The organism is Paracoccus sp. UBA5162 (genome assembly GCF_002413585.1).
Lineage (GTDB): Bacteria > Pseudomonadota > Alphaproteobacteria > Rhodobacterales > Rhodobacteraceae > Paracoccus.
In genome coordinates, this window is the sequence record NZ_DHXG01000061.1 from 21,215 (window position 1) to 28,784 (window position 7,570).

The following is a 7,570-nucleotide window of genomic DNA, read 5'->3' on the forward strand; positions in this document are numbered from 1 at the left end:
CAAAAAAAGGGGGGTCGGACCGGGCAGGCCCGGTCCGGTCGCTGCCGCTGGGCGTCAGGCGCGTGTTGCGCGTGACAGCCCGTCGCCGGCCGCGCGGTCGCCGCGACGCAGCGGCGCATTGACGGCCCGCCCCGTCCGCGCGAGACCGGCGGCATGGCTCGCGAACCCGCTCCTATCCCCGCCGAACTGGTCCGCATGGCGGCTTCGCAGCAACGCGCCCTGCGTCTGTCCGCATCCCTGAGCACACTGGCAGAGGCGCTGTGGCTGCCGCAGGCCGCGCTGCTGGCCTGGGCGCTGGCCGGGCTGGCCACCGGGCGCGTCGTGGCCCTGAGCTGGTGCGCCGGCGGCGTGGCCGCGATCGGCATCCTGCGCGCCGTTTCGGGCCTCTGGGCGGCAGGCCGGGCCGAGGCGGCCGCCGATGCGGTGATCGCCGATACCCGTTCCGCGCTTTTGTGCCGCGCCGATCGCCGCGCGCCCGAGGCCGCCGCGCCCTCGTCCGCGGCAACCGCCGCCTTGCTGGTGGACAAGATCGAGATGCTGCGACCCTATCTGCTGCGCTGGCACCCGGTTCGTGCCCGCGTGGCGGTGATGCCCTTGCTGATCCTGTCGGTCAGCACCGGCCTGTCCTGGGCGGCGGGGCTGATCCTGGCCATCAGCGGGCCGGTGATCCCGATGTTCATGGCGCTGATCGGTCTGGCGGCGCGGGATGCCGCGAAACGGCAGATGGACGAGATCTCGGATCTGAATGCGCTGATGCTGGACCGGATCGGCGCGCTGGTGGATATCCGCCTGCTGGGCGCGCGGCGGGCGATGCTGGCGGATTTCACGTTGCGCGCCGACCGGCTGCGGGCGCGCACGATGGCCGTCCTGCGCGTCGCCTTCCTGTCCGGTGCGGTGCTGGAACTGTTCGCGGCGCTTGGTGTGGCGATGATGGCCGTCTTCGTGGGCTTCACGCTGCTGGGCGCGCTGGATTTCGGCACCTGGGGCCGCGATCTTGGGCTGGCCGAGGCGATATTCCTGCTGCTGATGGCCCCGGCCTATTTTCAGCCCCTGCGCGACATGGCCGCCGCCTGGCACGACCGGATCGCGGCCCAGGCCGTCGCCCGCGATCTGCTGGCCGATGCCGCCGTGCCCGTGCCCGCGATTCTGGGCGCGGGCCATGCGGGCAGGGCGCTTGCCGGCACCGTCACCACGCATGGGCTGGTGCTGCGCGGCCATGCGCTGCCCGACCTGATCATCGCGCCGGGCGAGGGGGTGGCGCTGACCGGTCCCTCGGGCGCGGGCAAATCGGCGCTTCTGCTGGCGATTGCCGGGCTGTTGCCGGGCTATGGCGCGCTGCGGATCGACGGGGTGCCGCTTGGTCAAAGCAACGCCGACGACTGGCGCGCGGCACTGGCGCTGATCCCGCAAAAGCCGCATTTCCGCGATGTAAGCCTGCGGGAGGAACTGACCTCCGGCCGGCCCGCAACTCCCGGTGCCATCGCCGATGCGCTGCGCCTGGCCGACGCCCAGGGCATTGTCGCGCGTTTGCCAGACGGGTTGGAGACGCGCCTGGGGGAAAGCGGCGCCGGTGTCTCGGGCGGCGAGGCGCGGCGGCTGACCATCGCCCGCGCCGCCCTGCGCAGGCCGGCGCTGATCCTGGCCGACGAGCCGACGGCCGATCTGGACGATGGCACCGCCGAGGCCGTCATCGCCGGGCTTCTGGAAATGCACCGCAAGGGTGCCACGCTGGTCGCGGCCAGCCATGATGCGCGGCTCATCAAGGCGCTGCCGCGCCGGATCGAGGTTGGACGATGACACCGCTGCTGACGATCGCGACGCTGTTCTGGCGCGACCAGCGCCGCGCGATCCTGCGCGGCTTCGCGCTGTCGGCCGCCGTGGCTCTCAGCGGTATCATGCTTCTGGCGCTGTCGGGCTGGTTCATCCTGGCCGCGGGCATGGCCGGGCTGGCCGGGCTGGGGACGGTGTTCGACGTGTTCCGTCCCTCGGCCGGGATCCGGTTCCTCGCCATTGCCCGCACCGGCAGCCGATACGGCGAACGCCTGGCCACGCATGACGCCACGCTGAAGGTTCTGGCCGGGTTGCGGGTGCGGTTGCTGGACGGGCTGTCACGGGCCGACTTCACGCTGCAATCGCGGCTCAGGGGCGGGCAGGCGCTGAATCGGCTGACGGCGGATGTCGATGCGCTGGATGGCCTGGCGATCCGGCTGGTCTTTCCGCTGCTGGCCCTGCTGATCGCGGCGCTTGCGGTCCTCACCGGTCTGTGGCTGCTGGTCGCACCCTCGGTCGCGCTGTGGGTCGCGGGGGCGACTTTTTCCGGCGCGGTCGCGGTGCTGGCATGGGCCGGCAAGGCGGCTTTCGGTCCCTCGTCCGAGGCCGAAGCGCGACGACAGGCGCTGCGCTCGGCCACGGTCGATCATTTGCGCGGTCGCGACTGGCTGGCCGTGGCGGGCCGGCTGACTGCTGCGCGCGAAACCGTTCTGTCGCAGGATCGCAGGGCACGCGCCGCGGCCTTGGCACAGGCGCGGATCGAACATCGCGCCACCGCGGCCTTGCAGGCCGCCGGTGCCATGACGCTGGCGGGAACATTGTGGCTGGCGGGACGCCTGGCAATGCAGGCGCAGATCACGGCCCCGCAGGCCGCCCTGGCGGTTTTCGCGGCCCTCGCGATGGGCGAACTGGCCCTGGCGCTGCAGCGCGGCATCGCCGAACTGGGTCGGATGCGCGGCGCCGCCGCCCGCATCGCGCCGCTGCTGGAACCGCGATCCGCGCCCGCCGCCCCGGACGTGTCGGGGCCGGCCGGGCTGGCCCTGACGTGTCTTGCCGTGGCCGCCGCGCCCGGTCTGCCGCCGGTCGTGACCGGGCTGGACCTGTCTGTCGCACCGGGCGAGACGGTCGCGCTGAAAGGCGTCAGCGGGCGGGGCAAGACCAGTCTTCTGAACGCTGTCGCGGGGCTGGTTCCCCCCGTGCAGGGCGAAATCCGTCGCGGGGGAACCATCGGCTACCTGACCCAGAGGCCCGCCCTCGTGGCCGGCAGTCTGCGGGACACGCTGCGGATGGCCGCGCCCGCGGCGTCCGAGACGGATCTGCGCGCCGTGCTGGATTGCTGCCGGCTCGATCTGCCGCTGGATCACGTTCTGGGCGAGGGCGGCGCCGGGCTTTCGGGCGGGCAGGCGCGCCGGCTGGCTCTGGCACGGGTGTTGATCCAGCGCCCCGGCATCCTGCTGCTGGATGAGCCGACCGAGGGGCTGGACGCCCGCACCGCCGCGCGGGTTCTGCACGGCATCCGCGACTGGCTGCCCGACGCCGCCATCCTGATCGCCGCCCACCGCCTGGCCGAGATCCGGTTCGCCGGAAGGACCCTCGATCTGGATCTGCAGGACAGCGCAGCCTAGGCCCCGCGCATTCCCGGCCCGGCGGGTGGGCGCAGCCGGAACCAGCCGCGCCGCGTCAGTTCCTGCTAGCCGCCGATGGCGATGCCTTCGCGGCGCGGATCGGCCCCGCCCTCGAGGCCGTCGGGCGTGACCGCGATGCCATGCAGGCCGGAATTCAGCTCTGTCTCATTCACCTCGAAGCCCAGATCGGTCAGCGGTTGAACCAGGGCGGCCGCATCGGTGCCCGCCTCGACATCCATCGTGCCGAAGCGGTTCACGATATTGGGCAACGCCACTGCCTGCTGCACGTCCAGACCCCAATCGACGTAACCGATGATCGCCTTGGCGACGTAGCCGATGATCCGGCTGCCGCCGGGCGAGCCGATGACCAGAACCGGCTTGCCGTCCTTCATCACGATGCTGGGTGACATCGACGAACGCGGCCGCTTGCCCGGTTCGACGCGGTTGGCGATCGGATAACCCGCCTCGTCACGGGTTTCGAAGCTGAAATCGGTCAATTCGTTGTTCAGCAGGAAGCCCTGCGTGAACAGGCGCGAACCGAAGCCGTTCTCGATCGTGGTGGTCATCGACAGCGCATTGCCGTCCCCGTCCACGATCGAGATCTGAGAGGTCGAGGGAAACTCGATCGCGCTGTCCTGCCCCCAGAGCCAGGCATGGCTCCAGCCCGGCGATCCGGCGCTGACCTCGGGCAGCGCGTCGTCGCCCGACAGAAGCTGGCCGCGCCCGGCCAGATAATCGGGATCCAGCAGACCCTCGGTCGGCATCGGCACGAAGTCGCTGTCGGCCATGTAGCGGCCGCGATCGGCGAAGGCCAGGCGCGAGGCATCGCCGATCAGCCGCCAGCTTTCCGGGTTGTCGGCCCCCAGGCCGGCCAGATCATAGCCGCCAAGCGCGCCCAGAATCTGCCCTACGGTCAGCCCGCCCGACGAAGGGGGGCCCATGCCGCAGACTTCGTTGTCGCGGTATTCGACGCAGACCGCAGGACGTTCGATCACCTTGTAGCGCGCCAGATCCTCGGTCGACAGGACGCCCGGATTGCCCTCGGCGTTGCGGATCGTGGCAACGATGTCTTGTGCGATTTCGCCGGTATAGAAGGCACGGCTGCCGTCGGCGGCGATGCGGCGCAGGGTCTTGGCATAGGCGGGGTTCTTCAAGGTATCGCCGGCCGCGATGGCAGTGCCGCCGGGAAAGAAGTAATCGGCGGTCGCGCCAAAGCGTTGCAGCGCCTCGCCTTCCTCGGCGACCAGCGAGGCCAGGCGCGGCGACACGTCAAAGCCGTTCTCGGCCAGATCGATGGCGGGACCGAACAGCCCGCGCCAATTGGCCTTGCCCCAGCGGCGATGCGCCTCTTCCAGCAGCGCCGGCGTGCCCGGCGTGCCGACCGACCGTCCGCCGACCACCGCCTCCATGAATTTCAGCGGCTCGCCGTTCTGGTCCTGAAACAGCGTCGGCGTGGCCTCGGCGGGGGCGGTCTCGCGGGCATCCAGCGTCGTGACCTCGCCGCTTTCGGCGTCATACCAGACCAGGAAGGCCCCGCCGCCGAGGCCCGAGCTTTGCGGTTCGACCAGACCCAGCACGGCCTGAACCGCGATCATGGCGTCGGCGGCGCTGCCGCCGGCCTCCAGCACCTTGGCGCCGGCCTCCACCGCCAGCGGGTTGGCGGCCGCCACCATCCAGTTCGGCGCCGAGACGGGCTTGCCCGCCTGTTTCGCATCCATCGCGGCGCGGGCGGCCTCGCCAAGGCCGGCAAAAGCTTCGGGGGTGGCCTGCGCCCGGGCTGCGGTCGCGGCTTCGGGATCGACGCTGTCGGCGGCCTGCTGGGCCATCGCGGGCATGGTCCAGACGCTGCCCGCCAGAAGCGTCATGAGAATTCCGGTGCGTGTCATCGCTGACCTCCCTGATTGTCGTTGGATTGAGATCAGTTTGTCGCGCGCAACCCTCGCGCGCAAGCCGCATCGGTTCCGACCGGCACCCGCCCCCGGTCCGGGACTGCCTGAAGGGCCGTCGGAAACGGGCGCGGGGCTTGCTGTTGGCGACAGGGGCGCCCCGTCTAGTTCGCGGCCTGTCGTGCCTTTTCCAGTTCGGGCAGGAACCGGTTGGTGTAGTCCTCGCGCAGCAAGGGGCCGGCAAAGCGGAACAGCACCGTGCCCTTGCCGTCGATGATGAAGGTTTGGGGCGGGCCGGTCACACCCCAATCCAGCGCGGCGCGACCGGCGGGATCGGCGGCGATGGCGCGGAATGGATCGCCGTATCTGTCCAGGAACGCGGCCGCATCGGCCGGCGAATCCTTCAGATCGACGCCATAGACCGGCAATTGCTTTGACAGGGTTGTCAGCGTCGCATGTTCGGCACGGCAGGGCGGGCACCAGCTGGCCCAGAAATTCACCAGCTTCAGGCCCGGCTGGCGCAGCATCGGGTCGGTCAGTCCGGGCTTTCCCGCCAGCACCGTCGCCGGCAGGGGCGGGGCCTTTTTGCCGATCAGGGCCGGGGACGGGCCTGTGGGGTTGACGCGATCCATGTTCCACAGCAACAGCGCCGCCAGCGCCGCCAAAACCAGCGCCGCAATCGCGACAAGGCGGCAAACCCTAGCCATGGCCCTGGTGCTTTTCCAGCGCGCGGCGGGCGCGGGCATTGGCGGCCGCGCTTTGCCAGACGATGCCGATCAGCAGCGCGGCGGTGACGCCATAGGCGGCCAGCACGGTGACCGCGTATTTGCCAAGGTCGATCATGCGCGCGTCTCCCGGGCTTGCAGCGCGGCCAGGCGCCGGCGGCGGATCTCGGTCCGGGTGCGGATCAGCAGCAGCGCCAGAAACAGCAGGAAAAAGCCCAGCATCGACAGATACAGCGGATAGCGATAGACCGCGCTCATCCGTTCGCCCGGCGCGACCGAGAGCGAGGCGCCCTGGTGCAGGCCCTGGTTCCAGAACAGAACCGCATAGCGCGACAGCAGCGCGAAGACCGATCCGACAAGGCAGAGAACGCCGGTCAGGTCGGCGGCGCTGTCGGGATCCTCGATCGCGGACCACAGCGCGATATAGCCGATATAGAACAGGAACAGCACCAGAAAAGAGGTCAGGCGCGGATCCCATTCCCACCAGGTTCCCCACATCGGCTGGCCCCAGATCGCGCCGGTGGCCAGCGCGATCAGGGTCATCACGGCGCCGACCGGGGCAGCCGCCTTGGCGGCCAGCGCACTGACATGGTGGCGGCGGATCAGCCAGATCAGGGACGTGACCAGCATCATCACCCAGATGTTGATCGCCATCATCGCCGAGGGCACGTGCAGGAAGATGATCTTGACCGTCGCGCCCTGCCTGTAGTCCTGTGGCGTCAGGAACCCCCACAGGACGCCGCCGATCGTGAAGATCGCCGCGCCGGCCACCGTCCATGGCAGGATCGCGTCGGACAGGCGCATGAACTTGACGGGGTTTGCATATTCCCAGATCGACATGGACATTCCCTAGCGGCGGCGCGGACGGGGCTCAAGTCACATCAGCGAAGGTTGATGCGAAGGGCGGCGGCGGCGGCAAAGGGGACCAGCGCCAGAACCGCCAGGGTGATGCCGGCGAGAAACAGGATCGGCGTGCCCGGATCGCCGCCGTCGGCGCCGCGGCGCACGATTTCGGTCCCGAAGATCAGCGTGGGAATATACAGCGGCAGGACCAGAAGCGACAGCAGAAGCCCGCCCCGGCGCAGGCCCATGGTGATCGCGGCGCCGAAGGCGCCCAGCATCGACAGCGCGGGCGTGCCGATCAGCAGCGAGATGATCAGCCAGGGCATTGCCTGACCCGGCAGGTGCAGCAGGATGCCGAACAGGGGCGATGCCGCGACCAGCGGCAGGCCGGTGGTGATCCAGTGCGCCAGCGCCTTGACGGCGACGGCGCCTTCCAGCGGGACCGGGGCGGTGGCCAGCAGATCGAGGCTGCCGTCTTCATGGTCCAGCGCGAAGATGCGGTCCAGCGAGAGAAGGCAGGACAGCAGCGCCCCAAGCCAGAGGATGCCTGCGGCGATGGGACGCAGGGCCGCCACGCTCGGTCCGACGCCAAAAGGGACCAGCGCACTGATGATCAGGAAGAACGCCACGGCAAGGCCGAAGCCGCCGCCTGCGCGGACAGCCAGCACGAGATCGCGTCTCAGCAGGGCAAGCATGGATGTTTCCGCCCCTCTGCCGGCGC

At 70.2% G+C, this 7,570-nt stretch carries 7 protein-coding genes; 2 read left to right on the forward strand and 5 right to left on the reverse strand.

Annotated features, from left to right (window positions below; all coding sequences use genetic code 11):
- Positions 1-153: 153 nt before the first annotated feature.
- Together B4A72_RS09215 and B4A72_RS09220 are read left to right on the forward strand one after the other, a co-directional pair.
- Positions 154-1,797 carry an ABC transporter ATP-binding protein/permease gene (locus tag B4A72_RS09215; protein WP_292958085.1) on the forward strand — a complete coding sequence of 548 codons (1,644 nt, stop codon included), beginning with the start codon at positions 154-156 and terminating at the stop codon, positions 1,795-1,797.
- Complete coding sequence (locus B4A72_RS09220; protein WP_292958087.1) at positions 1,794-3,395, forward strand: amino acid ABC transporter ATP-binding/permease protein; 1,602 nt, start codon at positions 1,794-1,796, stop codon at positions 3,393-3,395. The genes B4A72_RS09215 and B4A72_RS09220 overlap by 4 nt, the downstream gene beginning before the upstream one ends.
- A 65-nt stretch (positions 3,396-3,460) precedes the next feature.
- Here B4A72_RS09220 and ggt read toward each other — a convergent pair whose 3' ends face one another.
- From ggt to ccmB, 5 genes are all read right to left on the reverse strand, one after another.
- Positions 3,461-5,281, reverse strand: a complete 1,821-nt coding sequence (gene ggt, locus B4A72_RS09225) for a gamma-glutamyltransferase (RefSeq protein ID WP_292958089.1) — start codon at positions 5,279-5,281, stop codon at positions 3,461-3,463.
- A gap of 164 nt (positions 5,282-5,445) precedes the next feature.
- Entirely contained in the window at positions 5,446-5,988 is a 543-nt protein-coding gene (locus B4A72_RS09230; RefSeq protein WP_292958091.1) for a DsbE family thiol:disulfide interchange protein, read from the reverse strand.
- The gene (gene ccmD / locus B4A72_RS09235; RefSeq protein WP_292958093.1) at positions 5,981-6,124 is read right to left on the reverse strand and encodes a heme exporter protein CcmD; all 144 of its coding nucleotides are present in this window, start codon (positions 6,122-6,124) and stop codon (positions 5,981-5,983) included. The genes B4A72_RS09230 and ccmD overlap by 8 nt, the downstream gene beginning before the upstream one ends.
- Positions 6,121-6,846, reverse strand: a complete 726-nt coding sequence (gene ccmC / locus B4A72_RS09240; protein ID WP_292958095.1) for a heme ABC transporter permease CcmC — start codon at positions 6,844-6,846, stop codon at positions 6,121-6,123. Before ccmC ends, ccmD begins: the two co-directional genes overlap by 4 nt.
- 41 nt (positions 6,847-6,887) lie before the next feature.
- A complete protein-coding gene (gene ccmB / locus B4A72_RS09245; RefSeq protein WP_292978396.1) occupies positions 6,888-7,544 on the reverse strand; it encodes a heme exporter protein CcmB in 657 nt (218 codons plus the stop codon).
- Positions 7,545-7,570 lie beyond the last annotated feature (26 nt).